We start from the raw sequence: 25,176 nt of genomic DNA on the forward strand, positions 1-25,176 counted from the left end.
TAATTCATTAGGTTTTACAAGACAAAAAACAGCTTCCCTTACCATCCCGGATTCTGTGGGAATTCAGGGTATAGGCTCACATCGGATAGTTTAAGCGGCAACCAATAATGCTTGTTGGTAAAAATCCGCTCGATGATGACCTCTTCCCTCATGTTCACTATGCGGTTTTCGGTTGGATCCTCGGTATTGAAATCCCCTGCCCGGTCAAACTCAAATGAAGTTTTGATGGTATAGGGCTCTTCAATCAACAACATCCACCTGCGCAGGTCATTGAACCGGTGCCTTTCGAAAGCCAGCTCCACGGCTCTTTCCCTTCTCAGTTCGGGAAGAAAATCGGCAACCGACCCCAAAAAATTCTCGTGGACACCGACCATTCCGGCACGCTCACGAATCACATTTACTGCCTCCACAGGAGTTTTGGCAAAGCTGGAAGAAGTCGCCCCAGTGGAATTATACCCCATTAAAGTGGCCTCTGCATACATCAGGTAGATGTCGGCTAGGCGCATGTAAGGCACATTGATGTTCAAGGAGTTTCCCCAATCAAACGCCCTGTCGTATTTATTGGCAGTCAAGGGTGAAAATTTCCTATTGAGGTACCCTGACCTACTTCCTGTTACCACATCCCGGTAGCTTCCTCCATCATAAAGGTTGGCATAGCGGTGTACCTCTTGATTTGCATCGGGAATGGCGCCTTGGATAACTTTTACCCCATCGTATACTATTACCTTATAAAAGCGTGGATCGCGTCCCTTCCAGGGATAGTTGGGGTCGTAACCGGATTCTGGATCTGCCTGAGTTACATCATCAGGAAGAGGAAGTCCATTGGCCATGCCAAAATTGTCATGAACATAATTAGCGGTAGGCACAAAATTCGTTTGGTCCCCCTCGTTGATCAACTGGGGAATATATTGTTTTGAAACCTGATAATTAGAAGAATTACCGGAATAGTACACTGCTCTGAATATGGCTTCAGTCCCCCCGGGCATCGCCCAGTTTTGTCCAGTGGTATAAAAGTTATCGTAATATTTATCAAAGGACATCAAGGAATACTGGGTTTCACCACTTTCCACCAATTGTAACAATTCTCCAAAAACCTCGGATGCCTTCTTACAATAATCCGCATGATAGCTTTGACTTCCCGTAGATACCGAATTCATCAGCGGACTTCCTGCCCACAGGTAGTTTTTGCCCAAATAGCCCAAGGCCATGATCTTATTGATCCGAAGCTGGTTCTTGCCCAAGGTCCTCCTTCCGGTGGTGGTATCATCCCAGTCTATTGGGAGCAGATCAGCTGCCCTTTGCAAATCCTGGGCAACACGGTCAGCACATTCGTGATAACTTAAGCGCGGCAACGCCAGCTGCTCATCGCTTGGCAGAACATGGTCCACATATGGCAGTCCACCAAAATATTGGATCAACGAAAAATGGAACCAAGCCCTGAAAAACAGCAACTGACCTTCTATCAAGTTTCGCTCCTCTTCGGTGGCATCTGTCATCAGGGAGAGATTCTCCAATCCCATATTGGCCTTTCTGATCCCATACCAGGCCAGAGGCCATAAGCCTTGATAATGATGATCACGGCCAGTATTTACCCCGTTATCATCCAACCAGCCTTCTCCGCCCCCATTTTCATTTTGCCAGCCCCAAAAGTTGCCACGATCCACATCATAGGCAAAAGTAAAGGTACCAGTAGTAGATTCTATCTCATCTTCCCCCCAGTTCCATGAGCTCACCCAGTTGGACAATGTAAAATTGGGTACACAATGATAAAGCTCCTCTACATAGCCCTGGAAGTTGGTGAAATTCTGGAAGGCCTGTTCTTCGGAAATAATCGATTCAGGTGCCCGCTCCAGGTAATCCTCACAAGAGGAGATGGCCAGAAACGCCGCTATCCAAACCGTTCCCTTAAATAGTGATTTTATAGATTTGTTCATTGGAATTGCTCGTTTAGAATGTAACATTAAGGCCCAGATTGATTCTTCTTACCGTCGGGTACGCCCCTTGGTAAGAAGGCCCGCCGAAATTGGATTCCCGGTCATCGGGCATATCGGTCCAGAGTAGCAGGTTGTTTCCGTTCAGATACACCCGCATATTGCTCAGTCCCATGTTCCTTACCCAATCGGACTGGAAGTTATAGGCGATTTCCGCATTCTTTAGCCGCAGGTAGGATCCATCGTACAGGTACCTTGGGCCGGAATTATAACTGGAAGGTTGTGAACGCCATCGCGGCATGGGAGAATCTGGATCGGTGTTCTCCTTGGACCAATAGGTCCCCTCATCATATACCAAATTAAGTCCACCGGCAAGACTGGTCAGGTACACATCCCTGGTTACATTATTCACCCCATAAAATTGTAGATAGAGGCTCAAACCTTTATATTCGACCCCCAAATTAGTGCTGTACGTGTTTTGGGGCACGCCGGAATAGCCATAGGGAGCCGAATCAAATGAATCTATGACCCCATCCCCATTAAAATCGGCAATATAATAGTTGCCCGGTAACTTGGCCATATCGTTGGTATTGTGCTGGGGACTGGCATAGAGTTCGTCCCAAGTATTGTAATAACCCGCACTGATATGGCTACGGTACTGGCCGAGCTGATACCCTGCACTTTTTTGATAATCAGGACGAAGCTCAGGGTCGTCACGGTCAATTACCTGGTCGATGGCATGGGTCATGGAAAAGTCTCCCCAAAGCCTGATCCCACTGGCGAAGGTATGGTTAAGCCCAACGGTCAACTCATACCCTTCGGTCTCTACCCTCCCTAGGTTTGCGGCCGGGGCAGTGGCACCATAATAACCCGGGACCGAACGGCCACTGGCCATCAGGATATCCACCCTGTTGTCCCGGAACCAGTCCACGCTGCCATTGACCAGTCCATGGAAAAAACCAAATTCCAATCCCGCATTGTATTTATAAACCGTCTCCCAGTGTACATTGGGGTTACCTACAGTAGCTTGTCTGTACCAGGTATAGGGACTGTTTTCACCGCTGACACCAATCACCCCCATCTGGGAATTGTTTCCGTAGACCCACTGGTCCATAAACAAAAACCGACCTCCGATATTGTCATCCCCTACTTCGCCATAAGAAGCCCGAAGCTTTAACCGATCTACAAAAGACAGGTTTTTCATAAAATTCTCTTCGGAAATATTCCAACCTAGCCCACCAGAGGAGAAAAACGCAAACCGGTTTTCAGGAGAGAATTTCTCAGAGCCGTTATAGGCACCGTTGTATTCGATCATGTATTTGTTTTTGTAATCATACGTCGCCCTGAATACCCAATCCTCACGATAACTTGGTATGACACTACCAATGGCATCTTCCTGCCTGTTCAGAAGTCCCATCAGGGAGTAATTATGTTTCCCCTCAATATTTCCCGCATAGTTCAATTGCAGTTGATAGAAAAGCCTTCTTCGAGATGCATTATTGTTTACACTCCCCGCTTGATCCTCCCAGGTAATGGCCTCCACAAAGTCAAACCTTGTATTACCGTCCAAAATATTGGTGTATTTAGGGTTTCCAGTAAAGGGATCAATCCATTTGGTAAAGGGAGGGTTATAGAGATCGTTTATCCCCTTATTGGTTTCCTGAAAAGAATTATCTACCGCTAGGGTTCCCTTAAAATTCAGCCCTTTCAAAACCATGCCCAGGTCCTGCTCCAATAGGAAATTGGTGGACAAACTGGTCGTAGTAATGTAATTGACTCCACTGGCAGCCAGGTTCAACAAGGAGTTTTGAACCGCATAGTCTGAAGGGTCATAGCGCCCATAAGCCCCATCAGCGTATCGTGGCATAAAAGCATCTGGCGGACTTTTGTAGGCCGAATTCCAAAATCCTTCCGGAAAATCATAGGCCCATGGCGCTTGACGAACGCCATAAGTTCCTCCGAGGTTAACGCCCAACTTGGTCGAAGGAGTCAATTGAAAATCAAGGTTACTCCTAAAATTGATCCTATTGAAGTTAAATCCAGCCTGGTAGCCCCTTCCAGTTTCAAATTTCCGAAAAAGATCACCTTCGTACTGGTAATCGATGCTGGTAAAATATTTAACGAAATCGGTTCCTCCTCTTACACCCACGTTGGCATTATAGGCCATGGCCTGGTCCTTGAAGACCACATCCTGCCAATCCACATTGGGATACCGTTCCATTTCCTCCAGGTTGGCAGGAAACCGGTACTTCTCCCGCATGGCCTGTGGAATCATCTCATCCCAGCTATTTGGGCTCAGGGAGAGTTCACGTTCGATCGCCATGTTCCTGACGCCAATCGCATCATAGGAATCCAATTTTCCGGGCAATTTGGAAACAGATTTCATGGTGGTACTGATATTGGCGGTGATTTCAGCCTTGCCTTCGCGTCCTCGTTTGGTGGTGACGATGATCACGCCGTTGGCACCTCTAGAACCAAATACTGCTGTAGCCGAGGCATCTTTCAGTACTGAGATAGATTCCACGGAATTGATGTCCATATTGGCAAAAAACTCCGGCCGCTCCACTCCGTCCACCAAGATCAAAGGAGAATTCCCGTTCCAACTGTTTTGACCCCGAATGACGATCTGTGGCATTTCTTCGCCGGGTGTACCTACACTGGAAGTCGTGATCACTCCGGGCAAGTTCCCAGTCAAGGCCTGTCCCACATTAGAAACCCCTCCGGTGCGCTTTAGCACCTCTCCGTCGGTTTGGGTCACCGCACCCACGATGGTTTCCTTTTTCTGTTCTGCATAGCCCACTACGACCACCTCATCCAAGGATTGAAGGTCTTCCTCCAAGGAAATATCAATGGTACTTTGGGAACCAACAGTAACTTTCTGTTCGATAAATCCCACAAAGCTGAACACGAGTGTTTCGCCCTCATTCACATCAATGGTGTATGCACCATCGATATTGGTCACCGTCCCCCTTGTGGTTCCTTCTATGCGAACGGTAACCCCGGGAATGGGCATTCCATCTGTATCGGAGATTACTTTTCCGGTAACTTCTATCACTTCCGCTGTCAACGGAGCTTCCTTCACGGAAATATCACCGGATTTCTTTTTGGTGATATGGATTGCATTGTCCACCCGGACAAATTTCAGGGATGTTTTTTGCGAAATTTCCTTAAGTACATCGGCTAGAGCGGTATCTTTTCGGTCAATATCCAATTGAACATCCTTAAAGGAGATTTTCCCCTTGTTATAGCTAAACTTAAAGCCAGTCTGCTCTTCCAGTTCGGCTATGACCTGGGCAAGGCCTGTGGATTCCACCTGGATGGTCACCACTATCTCATCCAAACGCTTGAACTGGGCATTCCCTGTGTTTGCCATCAATACAGCCGTAAAAAACAACTGAAAGATAAAAGCACCCACAAAATATCTGGAAAGCATAATGATTTGCCTTAGTATTGTTTTTTCCATACTTTGTTTAGGATTTTAAGTGCATAAAACTTGAAATTGGCCTTTGTCTGGTTTGGCGATTGGATCAAAGGCCCCTAGGGCAGAAAAGGTCACTTCTCTGCCCTTCTTTCAACTGGTATTCCTGTACTGTTTTTTCATAGGTTAATGTTGTTTTGGGTTATAAATTGTTATGTTTTTTCCTTCCATGGCATAGGCAAACTCTGAGGCTATGCCAATTCCCTCTAGGACATACTCCAGTGATTTATCGTGGTAGGCTCCCGAGTATGACCAGTCTGCGGGCATTGAATGTTTGGAGCTGATCTTGACCCCGTACCACCGCTCTAGTTTCATGATCACCTTATCGAAAGGGGCATCTTTAAAGATGAGGTACTTATCTTTCCAACCGCATATTTCCAGGGGATCGAATTGGCCCTTGGTCATGGTTCCATGGGGCACTTTGGTCAACATTTCATTGGGTTTCAATTGCTCCATATCACCCTCTTGGGAGACATAAGTGACACCACCTTCTATCAAGGCCACGGACAAAAAACCTTTATAACTGCAGAGGTTAAAGGATGTTCCTGTCACCCTGACCTCTTCCTCGCCCAGATCGACAACAAATGGTCTCACGCTATCTTTTTTCACCTCAAAATAAGCCTCTCCCTCCACGGTTACCCTTCTGACGTCACCTGTAAAGGTCTCTGGATAGGACAACTTGCTACTGGCATTGAGGTGTACAACCGTACCATCTGGCAACCTAAAACTGGATTTTTGACCGGCGGGATTGCATTTGACAACCATTACTTCCTCAGAATTAGAAATATGCCCGTCCCCCTCCAAATAGTATTTAAAACAATAAACACTGGAAAACATGACAAAAAGTATTGCAGCCACTTTATGCCATCCCTTCCATTCAAAGTCATTTCCCGACCGAAAATCCTTTGGGCGGCTCTCGGCAATAATATTTTCGTATAGATCGGTATAGGCCTTGTCCGAAAGGGAATGGTTTTCCTTATAATCCACAAAAAGAATGATCTCTTTTGCTTTTTGGATGATCTGCGTTTTCTCGGGGTGCTCAGCAATCCATTTTAACCAAAAATGATCAGTTTCATCACTAGGCCTTTTTACCCATCTGATAAAAAACTCATCATTCAGAAAATCCTCAATATCGTATTGACTGTACTTCATATCTTTGTTGAGAGGGGCTTACCTAAGACATTCCCTTGTATCAAACACTTCTTTTAACCTACCCAAGGCCTTATAAACCAACGACCTGGCAGTCTTAACCTCCTTAAAATCCATCAGGTCTGCAATTTCCCTGTAGCTCAATTCCTCCCTGTAAAGCAAAACAATGGCTTGCCTTTCACGCTTTGTCAATTGGTTAAGAGCTTCTTCCAACTCCCTTTTCCTCTCTCCTGAAAGTTCCTGAGCAATCAGCTTGGTCTCATGGGAAGCCTCGATAAGGAATTCATCAGCCATTTCATCGAGTGGCACAAACTCATCCTTTCTTTTTTTCCTGATGAGCTTGAACAGTTCACGGTGAAATACAGTAAATAAGTATCCCTTAATACTATGGACATTCCCCAACCGTAAACGCTTTCTCCTTATGTCCACAAACATCGCCTGCAAACAATCCAACACCCATTCATTTTGATGACATACCTGCATGCCGTAATTGTACAATTCCGCAGCATGCTTCCGGTATATGTAGTTAAAGGCTGATTCATCACCGTTTTTGAACGAGCTCCACACTTCAAGGTCACTTTTATCGGCGTAAACCATCATGATCTTGCTGTGCTTCATGAGGAGCATAGGAAATTCAACTTTATCGTTAATGTTGGTATTTTGGGTCTTTTTCATGATGGAGCAGTCAACTTTTTGACTCTTCACTTATAAAGAGAAGAGGGGCTGTAAAAACAACCTCAAAATTTTTTACTTATTTATTTTTACAAAATCATACACTATAAAAAACCATATTCACCTATTATAAAAAGGCAAATACAGACCTTTACCACAGCAAAACATATATCACCGCTTAGTAACTGAGAATCCGTATTGGGTAATTAGCTTTTTACCTCGGGTTTGAATGGTGCTGGATTTGGGAAAAATATTTTCTATGCCGATAGAAATGGAAAGGAAGTGACTTTTGGTCCAAACGACTCATTCCATTGCCGACTTTCCAGCGCATATCGTATAATAGGAAGGAAATGATGATTGAAATGTAAATGATTCTTCATATTTGGTTCTGGGTTTAGGTTAATCAACAATGTCAATTTACATCCTAACCTTAACAAAATAAACTCAGCAGCATAATTGCAACAATCTGAATTTCAACTACTTATAAAATTCATTGCGTTTATTTCCAGTAAAACAAAATGAATAAAAAATTACGGATTTGTGGGCTAAACACCTTTACGGGTCTTATTTCCCAAAATCGTCATTTCGCTTAAGTGAAAATACTGATTATCAACACATTACAACTATAAAAAGTATTGTAATCACATGGCTCACTATGTATAAATACCATTATTTAATAATATACTGTCCTTTAAAATCGGACTTACTTGACTTGATATCCAGTAAATTTAAACTTCCACTCACTAGATGTCATTGTCCCTTTTTTAATATCATACACATGACAAAAGCCTTAAATCCTCCTTTAAATGGTTCGAATTTGCTCTTATCAGCTCCACAACCCAAAAACGAGGTGAATTTCCGCCTCGTTTTTTATTTATATTACATAAACCAAGCAACAAAAATCGTTTTCATCTATATAATAAGCTTTTAATTCGAAAAATGAATTTCCAAAAACCAATTCTATCAAAAATCAAAATACTGACAACAATCTTCAAAAATCATATGATTTAACAAATGGTTCGATAAATCTCATTGGCTTAGCCAATAGGATTCGAACCAAATTTCACTGAAAATTCCAATATTTTTTTTTGAATTTATCCATCAAACTCTTTTTTAAAGCTAAATATCAAACACATCTAAATCAATCGTTCTTCCAATTGCCCCTTCCAAAGGTAACCGCACTTTTCAACCTTTACTGTGCGGTTAAGGGACAAAGTCTTCCTCCGGATGAAGCGTTGATAATTTCAAGGACACGGTTTGCCTTGTTGAGCAATATCACCTTGAACTCTTCGATAAACTCCAGTTTTGATGCGTCCCAGTTGGCCCTGAGGATTTTGTTGGCCGCCAGAGAGGAGACAATCTGCGGTTTTTCGGAAATCCTTGAATTGGGACGATAGCTCAGGGTGATTTCGGCTACCTGTTCCAAAGCGATCTTCTTGTTGTTGCTGTCCATAACATTTCGTTTTTGATGGTTAGAAATTAATTATGGACACCGCCCCGCTTGAGGGCAACCAAGGCCAAGTGGCAACGGAATAAATGAAGGACATGCGGGAGAGGCAGTGTTTATGCCGGACACTCTTGGCCGCCCCGGCCGGCCGAAAGCTAACTTTGTGCTATGATTAATGAATAAATGGAATCACCTCTGTTATCAAAGGTAACCGTATTCTATAATTAAGTATGTTATGTTGAATTCTGGTAATCAAAAAATCCTACTATAAAAGGCAGGGAATATGCAGCAGGGATAGCGGCGGGGGCATCAACTTATTTTTTCCATAAAACAGTAGCTAAAATCACCCATATTATTACATTAATTGCAAATAAACAGTGTTTTATACCTATATTTATAACATAAAACCAAATAATACCAGATGGGTGCAATAAGGGAATATACGTTTATAGTGTATGATTCAGAAAATTTAATTTGAAATGAGAACTTATGCCTATTAACTAAACTCACAAAGCACCTCCTACCATACTCCCAGAAAATCACCCTAAAAATAACCAGTAATTGAATGCATGAATATGGATAAAATTTTACCCATCAGTATTGTTTTAGATGACCATCTTCTCTTTCTAGATTCATTTTCAGCTTTATTAGAAAGGTTGGAAATTTTCCGAGAGGTTCATTCCTTTCACAAAGAACATGATTTGATTCAGTTTTTGATCCACCATCCACAGGATAAAATTTACTTGTACTTGGACTATTATCTAAATGGAAAAAATTCCCTTCCACTTTTCAACGAAATAAAACGGTTAAACCGCAAAACTGAGGTGATTGTTGTGAGTTCGGTGACTACCCCAATTACCATAGGAAACATCCTGAATTACCAGCCTAGGGCTGTGATCAGTAAGTCCTCAGGTTTGGATTCAATCCTACAGTGCAAAAAGGTCATAGACAACGGAGAGCAATACTTATGCCCAGAAATAAAAAAAATCATTAACAACAGTCCCCAAAAGTCCGATATTCCCTTTAGTTCCAGGGAACTGGAAATTCTACAGTATTTTGCGAAGGGATTATCCATTGTCCAAACTGCAGAACAAACCCATTTGAGCAAGCACACAATAGTTTCTCACAGACGAAAAATGATGCACAAAGCCCAGGTCAATTCGATTACAGAATTACTTGCGTTTGCACGTAGCCTTGAATTGGTATGATTAGGATACCCAAACTGAATACCCCATAGTAAACATGTCATCCCCAAAAACCTTTCTATTATTCTCTATTTACCTCCTCTCCAACTTTTTCGCCAGCCCTACCATTGGTCAAATACAACTGATCAATAAAGAGATAGATCGTCGGTCTATGATCAAGGACAGTATCGACCTTGTAAACCACTATAATCGTCTGGGAGTGCTTTTCAGGACCAGGAATTCGGATAGCAGCTTTCATTACGGCATTAAAGCCAAACACCTGGCCACAAAGTTACATTATCTAAAAGGCCTAACTGACGCAGACCTTATTATTGCCCATTCTTTATACAAAAAGGGGCTTTACGCAGAATCCCTAGAACTTTTGGGAAATTTATTGGCGGATTATAAGGAGCTCAATGATACAGAAAAAATCATTCGGATAAATCTGGACATGGCAGAGATCATAAACAAGGAAATCTATGACAAAAACGAGATAATCCCTTTATTACGTGAAACCATTAAACTGGGAGATCAACTCGAAAAGGACAGCATTATGTCCGAAGTGTACATGACCTATATTAGACTTGGCCCGAAATTGTCCAAAGACAGTATTGATCATTATCTGGAACGGTCTGCTGAAATCGCCAAACGTTATCACGATGTACGCATGCAACACTATAACCGGATGTGGCGGACTCGGATGCTCATCTTGGAGGATGAAATGGAACAAGCTCTTCCACGGGTAAAAGCCATGCTTGAAAGCTCCCGGTCATCCGGAAACCATAGTATGCAGATCAATTGTCTTTTTCAAATGATGGCATTTTATGAGGACAACCCAAGGATGTCCCTCCATTACCTGTATCAAGCAAGGGAGGTGGCTAAAAAAAGTGGTGACAAATATGTTGAAATCTATATTTTAAACTATGGAATAGGAATAGCAAGAGAGCTCGGGGATAAAGATGAGACAATTTACCTGCTCAGCGAATTAAAAAAGGCAAGGGAAGAAGAATGGGAAAAATCCAAAAAGTTCTTTAGTGACTATATCAAATTCAATACAATCAAGGAAGATAATAGGTTACTAAACGAGAAGAACAAGCAAAAGGCCCTATGGATCATAATCACCTCCTTATTGGCCTTATTTACCATCTTGGTCATCTATCTGATAATGCTAGGGAAAAGCCGAAAGGCCAAAGCCCAAATAGATTCCCTAAACGAAACCGCCAGCTTACAAGTAATTGCCATGGAAGAAATGAAGCATGCTGCCATCAAGAAAGAACAACAACGAATGGGGCAGGAACTTCATGACGGTCTATCTGCAACCATTGCAGCAATTAAGCACAATTTGGAAGGCCTGTATATGGAAATGAGTGACCCGGTCCTAAAAAACAGATTGTCCAATCTTACCGAAGATCTGGCCCATGCCTATGCCTTGGCGAGAGATAAAAGCCATGAATGGTACCTCGCCGGAGAAAAACAAGAAAGCAGCTTTGAACAGCAGATTAAAGCGCTAGTGGACAGCGCCCTTCCAGATGGTTCCTATCAAAAAAGTATCCAAATAGACCCAGGATCAATGAGACAGATTGATTTGGATACCAGAATCGTACTATTTAGAATTATCCAAGAGGCCATTACCAATATTATCAAGCATGCCAAGGCCAAAAGGATCAGCTTACTGATCTATGAAGAACCCCATCATTTATCACTTTCCATCAAAGATGATGGGGACGGTATGCCGAAAAAAAACACCAAAAGGAACAAACCATCCATGGGGCTTCAGTCCATACAACGTAGAGTACAATTACTCAATGGCCACCTTTCCATTCAATCCTCAAGTAAAGGTACGGAGATCAATGTGGACATTCCCTTCCCATAAATTCCCACAGAAATTTATTAAATCGCCTTTGAACCGGTGGAAAGGAATGACCTCCACTTTACTATTTCCAATAACTCCACTCCTCACCATCAAACACTGCCAATGCTTTTGCATCTGTATCATAGCACATCATCCCCGGATAGGGACTCGGCACATTGGTATGCGGAGAGGCTATTTTAGGCAGGATCAGGCTTTTATTGGAAGATTCCAATACCAGTGTACCATCAACTGAGGTACTGGTAGCACCGATAACCGATTGTCTATCAGAGTCGGTGCCGTTATAAGGCAACACAGCGCTATTATCCCCTTCATCCGTCAAATTCACCCAGGTCCCATTTTCATACACTTTGACCCTCTGGTCATTTTTATCGTACAGGAATGTTCCGTTGGCAGGACTACTTGGCAATGTTTCAATTGCTGGCAAAATAATTCCTTTGGTTGTCCCACTTGGAAAGTCCAACAAGCCATCACCATCTACCGTGTTTTTTTCGATTGCGGTCTGTCCAAAGGACAAACCACAACCGAAAAAGGATAGGATTAGTATTAATGTGAGCAAACGTTTCATAATAGTTATTTTTTTTTCAAAATATATCAATTCCAATCTATAGACTTATTCGTTACAGCTCCGAACGATCCTGTTCCAAGCAGTACCATTATATAATTTGATACATTGATCCTGTATTTCATATACCAGCATCCCCTCCACTGGGCTTGCTACATCGCTGACCTGCTGTACCCTGGTAATAACAAATCCGCTATCTTCTGATTCGATCACCACAAAGCCATTGGGGATATTGCCCGGCCAACCGGGAGTCAGACCGTCTCTGTCTGAGAAGCCTACTTTAGTAAATTCGGTAGGCGTACCTGTATTACCTGGTTTGGTGCAATATGTAGGAAAATCAGAAATACATGCTGTACCATCCAATTGATTGATATAGCCGGTAATATTTTGAATAAAACTGGCGTTGCCTGTTGTTAAATCAAGCTGATAAATGTCTCCTGCGTTCGTAACGCCAAATATTTTACCGCTGTCCGTGGCAAACATACCTCCAAAAGCTGCACCTACATTCGTAAGTCCAATTTCTGTGATCACACCTGTATAAGGGTCAATACTGAATAGCTTATTGGTGGAGTTGGTAACCGTATATAAAAGATCATCCACAGGATTGTAAGCCATGTCTGCAATGAAATCATCAGTGAATGAACTTGTCAATAAAGTAGCCGTTCTATTAGCTATATCGATACTGTATATAGGTTTTGTCCCTCCATTTCCCCTTACAATGTATGTATTGCCATCTGAAAGGACATCCCCGGCTACAAAACTATCCGATGGTAATCCTGTTACCACACCCAGACTCACGACGCTTCCATCACTACCAACCTTATATAATGTATTTCCAGTTCTTGAAAGGGCGTAGATATAATTATCTACTTTGTTATACCCTATGGCATTATAAGCTACGCCATGTGAATTATCCCCAATAACCGTCATTGTATGTGGTGTCACATTATAATCAACCAAATGCAATGTACTTGGATCTGAAGGGGAAGCAGCAGTTATTAAGTATATATTATCATCACATACAAATGGCGATAAACAACTTAAAAGAGTGCCATCCTTCGACGTACCAATACCTTGTGAAGTACTCCCTGGAATACCATCTACGTCTATAGGATGCATTATGATATTAATTGAGCCATCAGCATTCAAGTCTGCATCTTCATAAATACCATCCCCTTCTAAGGCATCAAAACACCCATCATTATCACTGTCCAAGTCCTGGTAGTCCATTACCCCATCACCATCTGTGTCTGGACAAGCATTTATTTCAATATCCCCAAGGGCAAAATCATCGGAAGCCCCAGATCCAGATACAAAGTCAAACCTTAAATCTCCTGTGCTAGGAATGCCACTTGGCAAATCAATGACCCAATCGGTATATACTGTTCCAATACTAAAGCTGGACAATGAGCCTGTTGCTCCATTTGCATAGGTTATCGTGGCTCCCGAACCTGCGCCATCAGAAGTTTCCAATGTCACGTAATCCACTCCAGCATAAGATATGGTGAGTGTAGAAGCTGTACCACTTCCACCCGGGTTATTTGCAGCTATTTTTGAAATATAGATTTGCTGAGTGCTATAATTGTCCCATCCGGTAATATTTTGCGTAATGGATTGGGTCTGACCATCCCTTTGGAACCTGATGCCATTGCCAAATACGAAAGGGCCTGTAATATTATCCCAAAGGATCTGTGCACTGGTACCGGATCCTGTAGAGTTAAAAGTCCAGTTATTGGAAGTCGCGGTAGAAAATTGCCCGGCACTTAAGAATCCTGGCGAACCGGGCAAATTCGTAAAATCGCCTCTCTTAACGATATTGTTACCACATTCATCAGCATCCAATATTCCGTCGTTATCATCATCCAAATCGCAGGCATCATCAATCCCATCTCCATCAATATCATTTCCCGATGGATTCGGACAAGGCCCGCACTCGTCTAGTTCAAGTACATTGGAAAGCATTGGAGATCCTTCCGCACATGGGTTTTCAGGCTCTACTACCAATTCAAATAAACTGGATGCAAAATCCTCATCAGTGAATATATCACTTGTGATATCCACCACTACGGTAATAGAACTTTCGCCGGCTGGAATGGTAACATCCTCTGTTTCTATATAGGACTCCCCTACCGGGTTGATACCATGGACTCCCGTAACCCCACTATTAAAGGTTACCGATACAATCTCTTGGCCTATATCATAATAGCCTTTTAGGGTGGCTCCAGTGATTTCAGCTCCTTGGTTGTCAAGGTTCAAGGTATAGGTCACTTGGTCGCCGTCCTCGATACATGAAGCATCCACTTCATAGAGTAAGTCCAATGGCGGCTCGGAATACGTACTTGCCTCAAAACCTACGGTACTAAATTCATTGCCTGCCGGATCGATACTGGTATAAGAATTCCCCGTTTCATCCACCGTAAAGTTACTCGTAGTGTTATAGGTAGTCGTCGTACCATCAGTACTCCTAACGTTGATGTACAAATAGGTAGTACCTGGGGGCAACTCCAGTCCGTTTAAAGTGAAGCTGGAGGAATTATACGTATAGGTCGGTGAAGCAGGAAACTCTGAATCATTGTAAGTATCTTCTACGAATTCCAATCCTGAAGGCAAGCTTTGACTAATATCCACCGTTCTGGTATCGCAGTTACTATTGGTAAAACGCATACGCATAGTCGTTTCAATGCAACTTGGTACCTCCTCACTTTGGGTAAAGTCCTGCACCATTGTCACATTATCCTCGGTCGGAGGCAGTGGCAATGCACATTCAAAAGAAATATCGCCCACATTTAGGGACCGTAATGTATTTCTGGAATTTACCCTATCCACTTCCGAAGTAATTACAATTTCCTCAATAGCCCTGTCAAACCTGACGTTCGCAGTGGAATGTAAAAACGCCAATCCACGGTAACGCTTCGTCCCAATCACCTGGTTATCTTGTATTTCATAGGTTGTGGCATCGGTAGGCGGTGCGGCATAAGTGATTTTTGGCATCACCAAGTTTCCATCACAATCGAAACCTTCCACCGTAAACCTATTGGCATTGCTTAGGTAGGTATTGATATTTGATAATTGGAAACTGGCTCCTGATACAGATTGGTTTAAGCTAATGGTATGGGTTACTGCTAAGTTTTGGTTATCGTACCTTCTTGATAGCATCCATCTTCCATAACGTCTTGGCGAACTATTGGGGCCATACTCAATACCGGGAGGATAATTGGCTTCCATGTTTACGATCAAATCCCCCTGATCTGTCGTTCCTATGGTTTCCGGATCCATTACATTGGCGATCCTTTCGGTACTGGCATCCCAACTGCTTCCTGTCTTGAATACAAAGCTTCCGCCTGTACAGATATCACAGGTACTCGGTGCCACAATTCCTGCGAATTTGAGGTATTTGACACCTTCTGGGATCAGAACATTAAAGGTGGCGATCCCGCCTGAATAGGAAGCTGCCGGTATCTTCACCAAATTAGTAGTGAAATTTTCATCATCTGCCATCCACATTTCTATGTCTGTGTTGAAAGTATAAGCGTTTAAATCTGCTTCCAACCATATAGGGTCTGCCGTATTGGTGGTTTCTACACGCCACACTCTATTTGAAGATGATACTGCTGGGTCTAAAGTTTCTCCTGTACATGGATCTGTAGCAAGTGAGGTTTCTCCAGTTGCTTCATTATCCCCGAACAGCATGTAGGTTTCATCGTTAGTAAAGCTTGTTCTTGAAGCATCGAGGTTACTCAATTCAAAATCATTATTGGTAGCAGCCGTTAAGATAGTTCCCGCATTAATACTTTGCGATACTTTTTGTTCGAAGTTACCAATAACCGATTGAGCTAAACCGAAAATATTATTATTAAACGCGGTATTATCAGCACCATTCCAAACAATAGCACTTCCTATAGCTGTTGAACCTAAATAATGCTCGGTATCAACACGATCTAGGGTTATCCCGTATTTAATAGCCAAATAAGAATCTACACTACGTTTTTCTGTATCAGTTAAATCACCTGCATATAGAATAACCTCACTAATTTGTCCATCCCAACCATAAACAGATCCATTTTCAACATTATCACCTCCACTAGCCAAACCAAAACCAGTTTCTACATAATTCATAGGTTCTAATCCTGTACCTGTTGCTTCGGCACTACCGTTTTGCGCTAAGAAAAAGGTTTGATTCTCTGGTGCCGGGTTTGACCCTGTTGTAATAATACTAGGTAATCCCGCTTCCCATACGCCATTTTCTACATAATCACTAAGATTTCTAAACTCTCCTATTTGTGGAGCTGTCCCGCCGGCACCTCCTACGTTACCAACAGCTATTCGCCTATCATTTTCATTAGCACCAGTACCTGTTTGTGATACATTGGTAATACCGAAAATATATTTTCTTTGTCCCAAAGAACTCGTATTTGGCGTCGCTACCGAGAACGTTGTTAAACCTGCTGTACCGGCAGCATAACCCGCCGTTAGGCTATTAAGTGCGGTATGCGGATTGGGTGTAAATTCCATATTCGGATTGAAATTTACAAAATTTGAAGTTTCATTATAGAACGGTTGGCGGTTTACATCTGCTTGGACAACTGTTTCTATACCACCCACTTGATCTTGTAAAGCACTTACTTTATCAACATTTAATGTTACTCCTTTATCTGCTCGATACCAACGAGCAATACCACTGGCAACACCCGCAGGAGCATTTACATAACCCGCTAACGTAAAATATTCTCCATCGTTTAAGGTTACTGTTGCCGTATTGTACACCACTCCATTAACCGTAACGTCTGTAGTCATTTCGGTAAAGGTGTCGGTATTATCAAACGTTTCATCTGCCGATTGCACCAAGTATAAATTTGAAATACCTGCTGGCCATGCCACCGTAACATTACCGACGGCATTGGTGTTTTGTACTTTCCAAATGGCTGCAAATCGCGAATTCACTTCTCCATTAGCTCCTGCTGTATAACTTAAAGATTCGCTTAAACCTTGCAATAAACCATTATCGCCAACCATTAAAAATTGTCCATCATTAAGTGTATTGGTATTCGCTGCATTGGTATCAAACAGTGAACTTCCCACTCCTAAAATCAGTTTTTGGTTATCATTGATGCTTGTTGATTGTTTTTGGTGAAGTGCTGAAGTAGCATCGTTAGCAATTCCAAATACGTTATTATAGTAATTACTGTCTGTACCATCCCAAATAACAGTACCTGTAGCACTTAAATAGTCTCTGCTCTGCTCTGCACTTAATGTTTGCCCATACTTAATGGCAAGATATGATTCTACTCTATTAAACTCTTCATCGGTCAGCTTGTTATCAAAAACAATCATTTCATTTTGCTGCCCTTCTAATTGATAACCGGCATCAGCCTTTCCTACCATAAAGGCATTGCGATCAGCATCAAGTCGTACATCGGTTATATTTGTATCATATGTTTGATGAAAACCACCAAGTGTAATATCTACAAGATTATTTCCGCCAACACCAGCTCCATTTTCCCAAGTTCCGCCTCCAATGTATGGTCCATCTATTGTGTAAGTGCTTACGGGATCATATTCTCCTAATCTGGGGTAAAATAAAAAATCATCATCGGTAAACCTGTACAAACCTGGATCATCCATATCATTTCCACGTCCACTAAGCCCAAAGCCTATAAAGGGTGCCAAATCACTTGTACTTCCAGCAGAGAATAGGGCGCCTTGGCTTCTATCAATAATATAGCCATTACTATCTATTGGATCATACTGTAACCATTTTTCACCTCCTGTATAAGTTACCGTTGGATTAAAGTTGACCAAGGTGGTTGTATTTGAATAATCAGGTCGGTAATTAGCGTTAGATTGCGACAACGGAAAAGGATTATTGTTAAACTCATTCCACTGTTGAATAGTTGAAGCATCTGTTGCATTGGTTGTACCAGCATCAGAAAATAGTGTGTTTGCCGCATCTGCCCTATACCAGGCTGCTGCTGTAACCCCGCCTGGAGCATACATATACCCTGCAAGAGTGAAAAACTCACCATTATTTAACGTAACTGTAGCCGTATTATAATTTACACCATTGATACTTACCGTATTATCCATTGCGGTAAAGGTATCGGTGTTATCAAAAGTTTCATCAGTTGATTGGACTAGGTATAAATTTGAAACGCCTTCTGGCCAAGCTATTGTTACATTACCGACACTATTGGTATTTTGTGCTTTCCAGATAGACTCAAAACGGAAATTGGTTGCTCCATTGGTACCTGCAGTATATAATAAAGGTGTTTTCAGGTTTTGCGCAAGACCGTTATCACCTACCATTAAAAACTGTCCTTCAGCCAACGTATTGGTATTATCGGCATTAGTATCAAAAAGTGAACTACCATTCCCTATGATCATCTTTTGACCCGAGTTGATACTCATGGACTGTTTTTGGTGCAATGCAGAAATTCTATCATGTGCTATCCCAAACACATTATGGTGGTAGCTGGCATTGGTTGTGCTTCCAGCCCACACTTCATTGCCTTGGGAATCCAAATAATCGTATGTCCCGTCAACAGCATCCATAAGTGTCTTGCCATTTTTGATTGCCAAATAAGAGCGGACTTTTTGTTTTTCATTGGGGGAAAGTTCCCGCTCATAAGCAATCACCTCACCGATCAAACCATTATTGACTTCAGCTTGGGAACCCAAAATACTTCCATTGGCTTGCAATGATCCTCCAGCCGACCTGGTCTGCGATGTAGATGCATTACGCCCATTTAATCCGTAGTTTATCCCTGAAACATCGACCGTATATGACACATCAGTCAATAGCAATTCGTTATCAGGATATTCATTTGGAAATGCAGATGATGTAGAATTATAAAGTACAATATTATCATTTAGCTTGGTTACAGTAGGGAAATTTGCATTAGCTAGACTACTTCCTGTAGTAGTGCCACCAAATCCCAAAATATCCCGATAGCCACTGGTGCCGCCGTCCCTTGTCAGTGTTGCTGTAAAAAACGTCCCACTTAATCCATTGGCAGAAAAAGGCTGGCCACTGGGAACTACCATAAATCGCCCGTCGGCTGATGCATCGCCACCAAAATCAATTACTGGATTAAAGTTGTATTGATCTGCAGCCACAAAGGGTTGTCGGCTGGCATTGGTTTGAGTATAATCATTTGCGTGAATAGAGTAATCGGTCCATGTATCAGTCGAAAACCCATTATCTGCTCTTAACCACACGCGCAAATCATCGATTACACCTCCTGGTGCAAATGCATAGCCTGCAAATGTAAAGAATTCCCCATCAGCTAAGGTTACGGTTGCTGTATTGTAAACCACTCCGTTTACCGTAACCTCATCGGTCATAGGCGTATAGGTATCTGTGTTGTCAACAGTCTCATCGGTTGACTGTACCAGGTACAAATTCTCTATTCGTTTTGGCCAAGCGATAATCACTGTACCAACAGCATTGGTGTTTTGTGCTTTCCAAATAGACTCGAAACGGAAATTGGTTGCTCCATTGGTACCTGCAGTATATACTAAAGGTGTTTTCAGGTTTTGCTCCAATCCATTATCACCAACCATCAAAAACTGACCATCGGTAAGGGTATTGGTATTATCGGCATTAGTATCGAAAAGTGAACTGCCCGCTCCAATAATAAGTTGTTGTTCTTCCCCTTCACTTTTGGATTGTTTTTGCAGCAAGACCGAAGCATCATCACGCCCCAAACCAACTATATTATGATGGTATGTTGCATTTGCCGTTGCATCCCACACAATTTGGTCGGCTGAAGACGTGTAATCATGTCCCGTTGTTAAGGTAATACCATATTTAACTGCTAAATAAGAATGTATTTTTTCAAGATCGGCATTTGCCATATCATCCCCTACAGGATTATGATAAACGATTACTTCGGCAATCTCTCCCAGGAAATTATCACCTGTAGTACCATCAGCCCCCATATAAGCCCCGGTAGTTGGCAAACTGTATGTTCCTCCTGAATATGGGTAAGGAGCAGGGTAAACCTTTTCAAGCCCATTATAAAACCCACGCTGGTCCCCTTGTCCAGGTGTTTTAGGAAGAATAGCCGAATAAATTCCAAAATCGTCCGGTGAGTTTATGGCTGCAGCTGCTACATTGTAATTATTCCCGATAGTAGGAAAGGCTGTATTCCCTCCACCTCCTGAATAGAAAAATCCATCATCATTTCCTGAAACACCAAATAAATTACGGGCTGCAGTGCTTCTATTAGTCCCTTTTGCCACTACTATATAATGTACAGAGCCTGCAGTGTTCAAATAAGGGGTTGAATTATTACTCAAGTAATTATTAGTTCCATTAAACGTAACGGTAGGATTAAAATTCCATGTATTCACATAAGTTGTATGGTCATTATAGGGTAATGTTGGTGTATTATTTGGTCCAAGACTTACGTTTGTTGGAGAAAAGGAATCCCATTGTGTTACATGGTTTGACCCATCTGTTGCAACACCACTGTCTGCTCTATACCAAACAGATAAATCTGTTACCACCCCACCTGGCGCTTGACCAAAAGCGATAGATAGAGAACCAAAAAAAACTACCAGTAAAAATATTCCATTCAGATTGCTTATGATCTTCATATTATCTCTATTAATATTTTAGCTTTATTAGCTTTAAAAGATGGTTACTAGTGTTCTCCAAATTGACAAAACAGTGAATCATTAATTGTCAAGGAATTAGAACTTCAATCATTGAAGATGATTATGCTCTAACCTTACGGATTTCCCCATGTTTTGATGAAGTCTTTACCAACCAACCTGTCAATTATAAAAACTACCTGAAAAATTCAGGTAGTTTTAAACATAGGACGCCTATTTATGGCGCTTCCACAACATACTCCACGATGATATAGTAATCTCCCGCAGGATGAAGTGTTGTCATTGAGCCCGCCGTACCCAGGATCAGTTGCCTGGTACTATCATCATATTCGATAATATTAGTACTAATGGACCCTGTAGATTTACTGACGAAACGGACACTGATCAAAGTGGCGCCCGTCGGAATATCACTTCCTGACAAATCCACCAAATTGGTATTGCTAGCCAAGGTAATATCTGCCACTACTTCAAATACCGGCTCATTGTTCAACCATTCCTTTCCTGTGTCCTGACTGGTAGATCGGTAGTGTACCTGTTGGGATTGAACCACTGAGACATCTGCCGAAAGGACATTTCCGCTTGCATCGGTATAAAGTATGTTTTCAACTGGAGTGGCCCCACTATTGTCCCGGGAGTTTAAATAATTATGAAATTGCAATTCACCCGCATCATCTATTGTCAGCCTTGTACCACCGTTGGTGATAAAATTCAAAGGTTGTGCAAAGCCTGTGGTCATTCCTATATTGAATGCATCCATCGTAGGGCCATCTGCAAATAGCCGGGCGGTATTCCCAGAAAATTCTAAATTGATTTGGTTACCATCTGTATTGGAACTTCTAAGATTATCACCATTCACTTCAATTAATCCGTCTGTTCCTTGAAATCTCAACCAGTTTTCCGTACCGCTGACTGTCCTAAGTCCGGGTAGAGTCCCGTCCGTATTGTAAATATTCAAGGTAGAACTGGGCACATATAGTGCGCCATCTGTACCTGCTACAATAGTGTTCCCAGCGTCGATAGATATCAGATCCAGCGACTGTGTATTTCCATCTTCTATGGTCGTGGACAATGCTCCCCCAGAAATGCTCAGGTCAGTAATCTGTTGATTATCAGTATCAATATCATCGGCCAAATCTGCCAAGGCGAGCTGCACGGTGCCCCCTTCACTGTCCGTTAGGATCAGGTTGGTCCCGTCCTCTGTCAGACTGGCATTGGTCGTATTCGTATCGATATCCCCCAAAGCCAAGGTAACTGTCCCCCCTTCACTATCGGTCAGAATCAAGTCCGTACCGTCCTCTGTCAGACTGGAATTCGTAGTGTTCGTATCAATATCGTCGGCCAAATCTGCCAAGGCAAGCTGCACGGTACCCCCTTCACTGTCCGTTAGGATCAGGTTGGTCCCGTCCTCTGTCAGACTGGCATTGGTCGTATTCGTATCGATATCCCCCAAAGCCAAGGTAACCGTACCCCCTTCACTATCGGTCAGAATCAAGTCCGTACCGTCCTCTGTCAGACTGGAATTCGTAGTGTTCGTATCAATATCGTCGGCCAAATCTGCCAAGGCAAGCTGCACGGTGCCCCCTTCACTGTCCGTTAGGATCAGGTTGGTCCCGTCCTCTGTCAGACTGGCATTGGTCGTATTCGTATCGATATCCCCCAAAGCCAAGGTAACCGTACCCCCTTCACTATCGGTCAGAATCAAGTCCGTACCGTCCTCTGTCAGACTGGAATTCGTAGTGTTCGTATCAATATCATCAGCCAAATCTGCAAGGGCAAGCTGCACGATGCCCCCTTCACTGTCCGTTAGGATCAGGTTGGTCCCGTCCTCTGTCAGACTGGCATTGGTCGTATTCGTATCGATATCCCCCAAAGCCAAGGTAACCGTACCCCCTTCACTATCGGTCAGAATCAAGTCCGTACCGTCCTGGGTCAGACTGGAATTCGTAGTGTTCGTATCAATATCATCGGCCAAATCTGCCAAGGCAAGCTGCACGATGCCCCCTTCACTGTCCGTCAGGATCAGGTTGGTCCCGTCCTCTGTCAGACTGGCATTGGTCGTATTCGTATCATTGTTAGCTACTATAGTATTCACTTCAGTATAAATACTACTAGAATTATCTTGCAACTCGGTCAATACATCACCAACCACATCAATGGTAATGGTATCTCCATTTGCATTGGTCAAGGTATAAGTACCATCACCATTATCTGCCAAAGTCGTGGTATTGGCATCAAAGGTAATCGTTGTCCCATCTCCTGCAGTGTGTGTAAAAGTTCCATCTCCATTATCTACTAATTCGTCACTACTTGCAGCTACAACAGTTTCTATCTCATTTATAAAGTCACTGTTACTGGTAAGTGTATTGATGAAACTGGAGTTATTAGCGATTTCATCCAATGAAACTTGAACCTTATCGCCCTCGCTGTCGGTCACCGTGAGTGAATCGTTCTCTACCGTAAAGCTGTTGTTTATCGTATTGAAATCGCTCCAGTCGATCACCTGCTCGGCACCACTGTCATCGATATAGGTAAAAGTACCATCGGTCTGGTCATAGGTCACATTGCCAAAATCCTCCTCCAATAATTGCGTGATCTCATCTATAAATTCACTGTTGTTGGAAATCGTCGTTATGAACGCCGAATTGGCCGCCACTTCCTCTAGGGAAAGCTGTACCTTATCACCCTCGCTGTCGGTCACCGTGAGTGAATCGTTCTCTACCGTAAAGCTGTTGTTGATCGTATTGAAGTCGCTCCAGTCGATCACCTGCTCGGCACCGCTTTCATCGATATAGGTAAAAGTACCATCGGTCTGGTCATAGGTCACATTGCCGAAATCCTCCTCCAATAATTGCGTGATCTCATCTATAAATTCGCTGTTGTTGGAAATCGTCGTTATGAACGCCGAATTGGCCGCCACTTCCTCTAGGGAAAGCTGTACCTTATCGCCCTCGCTGTCGGTCACCGTGAGTGAATCGTTCTCTACCGTAAAGCTGTTGTTGATCGTATTGAAGTCGCTCCAGTCGATCACCTGCTCGGCACCGCTTTCATCGATATAGGTAAAAGTACCATCGGTCTGGTCATACGTCACATTGCCGAAATCCTCCTCCAATAATTGCGTGATCTCATCTATAAATTCGCTGTTGTTGGAAATCGTCGTTATGAACGCCGAATTGGCCGCCACTTCCTCTAGGGAAAGCTGTACCTTATCGCCCTCGCTGTCGGTCACCGTGAGTGAATCGTTCTCTACCGTAAAGCTGTTGTTGATCGTATTGAAGTCGCTCCAGTCGATCACCTGCTCGGCACCGCTTTCATCGATATAGGTAAAAGTACCATCGGTCTGGTCATACGTCACATTGCCGAAATCCTCCTCCAATAATTGCGTGATCTCATCTATAAATTCACTGTTGTTGGAAATCGTCGTTATGAACGCGGAATTGCCCGCCACTTCCTCCAGGGAAAGCTGTACCTTATCACCCTCGCTGTCGGTCACCGTGAGTGAATCGTTCTCTACCGTAAAACTGTTGTTGATCGTATTGAAGTCGCTCCAGTCGATCACCTGCTCGGCACCGCTTTCATCGATATAGGTAAAAGTACCATCGGTCTGGTCATACGTCACGTTTCCGTTCCCCTGTCTTTCTAGGAGGGCCATGATCTCAGCATAGACGTTTCCATCCTCGGAGATGTTTGTCGCAACAACAGATGGTATATCGATCATCGACTCATTGCCTTGCTCATCGGTGTAGGTAAATGTACCATTACCGTTGTTCTCCAAGGTAGAAACCGTCTCATCGAGCAGCTCACTTATATCCAACGGGACCAAATCTCCGTTTTCGTCGTTGTAGTAAAACCGATCAGCTTCTTGGTCATAGACAAGCATGTTATTGGATGCGGGGCTTCCCCCGCTCCAGGCAAGCCGTCTCCACTTCCCGTCATACCAATAATAATATCCTGGGACAATCATGTCATTATCGGTAATATTGAACACCAATAGGCTTTCTACGTTACCATCGGTGATCGTACTCTCATCTGTAATGTCCTCTAGGGCCACCTGCGGGATCAGGATCCCACGGTCCGAAGCTACCACTTCCAGTTGGGAAGACATGTTCGGATCTTCGGTACCTATTCCAACCTGAGCCATGGCCGTACTTCCCATGACCAAACAAAAGGCTAAAAGTATTACTCTTTTCATAGCTATCATTCTTTAAAATTTATTGACCAACTGAGTTCCTTTATTTTATAATGACAGAAAAGTTCAATGCACGAG

10 protein-coding genes are annotated in these 25,176 nt (G+C 42.9%); 2 read left to right on the plus strand and 8 right to left on the minus strand.

Going from position 1 to position 25,176, the window contains the following annotated elements:
- Positions 1-38 precede the first annotated feature (38 nt).
- The 5 genes from FDP09_RS21010 to FDP09_RS21030 all read right to left on the minus strand — a co-directional run bounded on the left by FDP09_RS21010 (position 39) and on the right by FDP09_RS21030 (position 8,683).
- Positions 39-1,934 carry a RagB/SusD family nutrient uptake outer membrane protein gene (locus FDP09_RS21010; protein ID WP_137404474.1) on the minus strand — a complete coding sequence of 632 codons (1,896 nt, stop codon included), beginning with the start codon at positions 1,932-1,934 and terminating at the stop codon, positions 39-41.
- A 13-nt stretch (positions 1,935-1,947) separates the two neighbouring features.
- Complete coding sequence (locus FDP09_RS21015) at positions 1,948-5,394, minus strand: SusC/RagA family TonB-linked outer membrane protein (RefSeq protein WP_229683321.1); 3,447 nt, start codon at positions 5,392-5,394, stop codon at positions 1,948-1,950.
- Between the two features lie 141 nt (positions 5,395-5,535).
- Positions 5,536-6,561, minus strand: a complete 1,026-nt coding sequence (locus tag FDP09_RS21020) for a FecR family protein (RefSeq protein ID WP_137404475.1) — start codon at positions 6,559-6,561, stop codon at positions 5,536-5,538.
- Between the two features lie 18 nt (positions 6,562-6,579).
- On the minus strand, positions 6,580-7,233 hold the full coding sequence (locus FDP09_RS21025) for an RNA polymerase sigma factor (RefSeq protein ID WP_137404476.1): 654 nt from the start codon (positions 7,231-7,233) through the stop codon (positions 6,580-6,582).
- A 1,189-nt stretch (positions 7,234-8,422) separates the two neighbouring features.
- Positions 8,423-8,683: a JAB domain-containing protein gene (locus tag FDP09_RS21030; protein ID WP_187328733.1), complete on the minus strand. Its 261-nt coding sequence runs from the start codon at positions 8,681-8,683 to the stop codon at positions 8,423-8,425.
- Positions 8,684-9,252: 569 nt separating this feature from the next.
- Between FDP09_RS21030 and FDP09_RS21035 the strand changes: the two genes are divergently transcribed.
- Positions 9,253-9,885, plus strand: coding sequence for a response regulator transcription factor (locus FDP09_RS21035; protein WP_187328734.1), 633 nt, complete (start codon positions 9,253-9,255; stop codon positions 9,883-9,885).
- A 34-nt stretch (positions 9,886-9,919) separates the two neighbouring features.
- A complete protein-coding gene (locus FDP09_RS21040) occupies positions 9,920-11,734 on the plus strand; it encodes a sensor histidine kinase (protein ID WP_137404478.1) in 1,815 nt (604 codons plus the stop codon).
- Between the two features lie 61 nt (positions 11,735-11,795).
- Here the strand turns inward: FDP09_RS21040 and FDP09_RS21045 are convergent, their stop codons facing one another.
- The 3 genes from FDP09_RS21045 to FDP09_RS21055 form a co-directional block, all read right to left on the minus strand.
- Entirely contained in the window at positions 11,796-12,299 is a 504-nt protein-coding gene (locus FDP09_RS21045; RefSeq protein WP_137404479.1) for a hypothetical protein, read from the minus strand.
- Between the two features lie 45 nt (positions 12,300-12,344).
- Positions 12,345-20,894 (minus strand): DUF6923 family protein, encoded by an 8,550-nt coding sequence (locus tag FDP09_RS21050; RefSeq protein ID WP_137404480.1) that lies wholly within the window; start codon positions 20,892-20,894, stop codon positions 12,345-12,347.
- A 235-nt stretch (positions 20,895-21,129) separates the two neighbouring features.
- On the minus strand, positions 21,130-25,101 hold the full coding sequence (locus FDP09_RS21055) for a beta strand repeat-containing protein (RefSeq protein WP_137404481.1): 3,972 nt from the start codon (positions 25,099-25,101) through the stop codon (positions 21,130-21,132).
- Between the last annotated feature and the right edge of the window lie 75 nt (positions 25,102-25,176).

Origin of the sequence: Echinicola rosea, from assembly GCF_005281475.1 — a bacterium.
Lineage (GTDB): Bacteria > Bacteroidota > Bacteroidia > Cytophagales > Cyclobacteriaceae > Echinicola > Echinicola rosea.